Source organism: Xanthomonas sp. WHRI 7945 (genome assembly GCF_035026585.1).
This window is the reverse complement of the sequence record NZ_JAYIQP010000050.1, coordinates 1-1,864: the sequence shown is the minus strand read 5'-3', so window position 1 is coordinate 1,864 and position 1,864 is coordinate 1. Positions and strand designations below refer to the sequence as shown.

The following is a 1,864-nucleotide window of genomic DNA, read 5'->3' as shown; positions in this document are numbered from 1 at the left end:
ACAGGCCGTGGATCGTCGCCAAATGCGGATATGCCGTATCGGTCGCGTTGAAAGCAAACAGCATCTGCTGGCGCTCGGCTGGCGACAACAGCGACAACGAACTTGTCGCTTGCGCCGCGTCGGACGCCATTGCTGTCAACACAGCGACCAGATATGCATTGAAGCGCGCTACCGTACTGCGGTCGAAGAGATCGCTGGAGTAAGTCAGCTTGCCCGTGAGGCCGTTTCCCGAATCGAAGAACGCCAGATCCAGATCGAAATGAGCGTTGTTGTATGGCGCCTCGATCTGCTCGAGCGCCAGGCCGGGCAGATGCAGCGAGCGGTCGCCATTGTCGTTGCTCATGCTCAACAGCACCTGGAATACGGGACTGTAGCTGAGGCTGCGTTCGGGTTGCAGCGCCTCCACGACCTGTTCGAACGGCAGATCCGCGTGCGCATATGCGCCGAGCGTCGTCGCCTTGATCTGCGCAAGCAGTTGCGCAACGCTCGGGTCCGCAGACAGATCCACCCGCAATGCCAGCGTGTTGACGAAGAAGCCTACCAATGGTTCGATTTCGGCGCGCGTGCGGTTCGCGACCGGGCTGCCGATCACGATGTCGTCCTGCCCGCTCAGGCGCGACAGAAGCACCGCCCAGGCCGCCAACAGCGTCATGAACAGGGTCACGCCATGACGTTGCGACAATGCCCGCAGTGCGGCGGTGAGTTCCGGGGACAGGTTCACATCGACCGCGCTGCCCGCATAGCTAGGAACCTCCGGCCGCGGATGGTCGACGGGCAATTCCAACAGCGCCGGCGCACCAGCCAGATGCTCGCGCCAGAAATCGAGTTGGCCTTGCAGCACGTCGCCTTGCAACCACTGCCGCTGCCATACGGCGTAATCGGCGTACTGGATCGGCAATGGCGGTAGCGGATCGGGTTCGCCCCTGCAGAACGCGGCGTACAGCGCGCTGAATTCCTTCACCAGGATCGCGGTCGACCAGCCGTCGGAGACAATGTGGTGCTGGGTGACAAGCAGCACATGCTCGTGCTCGGCGAGCTTGAGCAGGCGGCCGCGAATCAACGGACCACGCGAAAGATCGAACGGCGCATGCGCATCGCTCGCGCTCAGGTCGGCCACCGCCGCGGCCTGCGCACCGGCATCGAGATCGCGCAGGTCCTGGTCGACTAGCGCGAAGCCGTTGTCTTCGGGCGCAATCACCTGAACCGGCGATCCGCCAGCGTTGACGAACGTGGTCCGCAGATTCTCGTGCCGCGCCACGATCCTGTCCAGACTCGCGCGCAGCGCCGCGTGATCCAGAGCGCCGACCAGCCGCAACACGGCGGACACATGATAGGCCGCGCCCGCAGCGCGATCGAGCTGATCCAGGAACCACAGCCGCTGCTGTGCCGACGACAGTGGCAACGGCGCGCCGCGATCGGCGCGTGGGATGCCTTGCTGTTTCTTGCCGGTGGCATGCAACGCCATCCGTTGCTTCATCCGGTTCTGCAGGATTGTGCGCTTCAGCGCTTCCAGCGCGTCGTTGTTGTCACTCATTGATCGATTCCCGTTCGAGCATGGCGCGCAATTCCTCTTCGGAAAGCGAGTCCAGTTCGTTCTGCATGTGTTGCAGGTCCTCGCCCAGGAAGACTTCCTGCTGCAGTTCGCCAATCGATCCGGCCAGCTCCGAAAGCATTGGCCGTTCGAACAGCACCCGCAGCGGCACGTCGACGTGGAACTGCTCGCGGATGCGGATCACCAGCTGCATCACCAGCAGCGAGTGCCCGCCCAGCTCGAAGAAATGATCGTGGCGGCCGACACGCTGCAGATTCAGCAGCTCCTGCCAGATCGCCGCCATCCCTTGCTCGATCTCGCCCGCCGGCGCCT

The 1,864-nt window shown here is 63.5% G+C and carries 2 protein-coding genes; both read right to left on the bottom strand.

Going from position 1 to position 1,864, the window contains the following annotated elements:
- Window positions 1-1,534, bottom strand: a 1,534-nt coding sequence (locus VDQ83_RS18635) for a condensation domain-containing protein (protein WP_455436017.1), incomplete at its 3' end; no start/stop codon positions are given.
- Window positions 1,527-1,835, bottom strand: coding sequence for a phosphopantetheine-binding protein (locus VDQ83_RS18630; RefSeq protein WP_455436016.1), 309 nt, complete (start codon window positions 1,833-1,835; stop codon window positions 1,527-1,529). The genes VDQ83_RS18630 and VDQ83_RS18635, both read right to left, overlap by 8 nt.
- Window positions 1,836-1,864 lie beyond the last annotated feature (29 nt).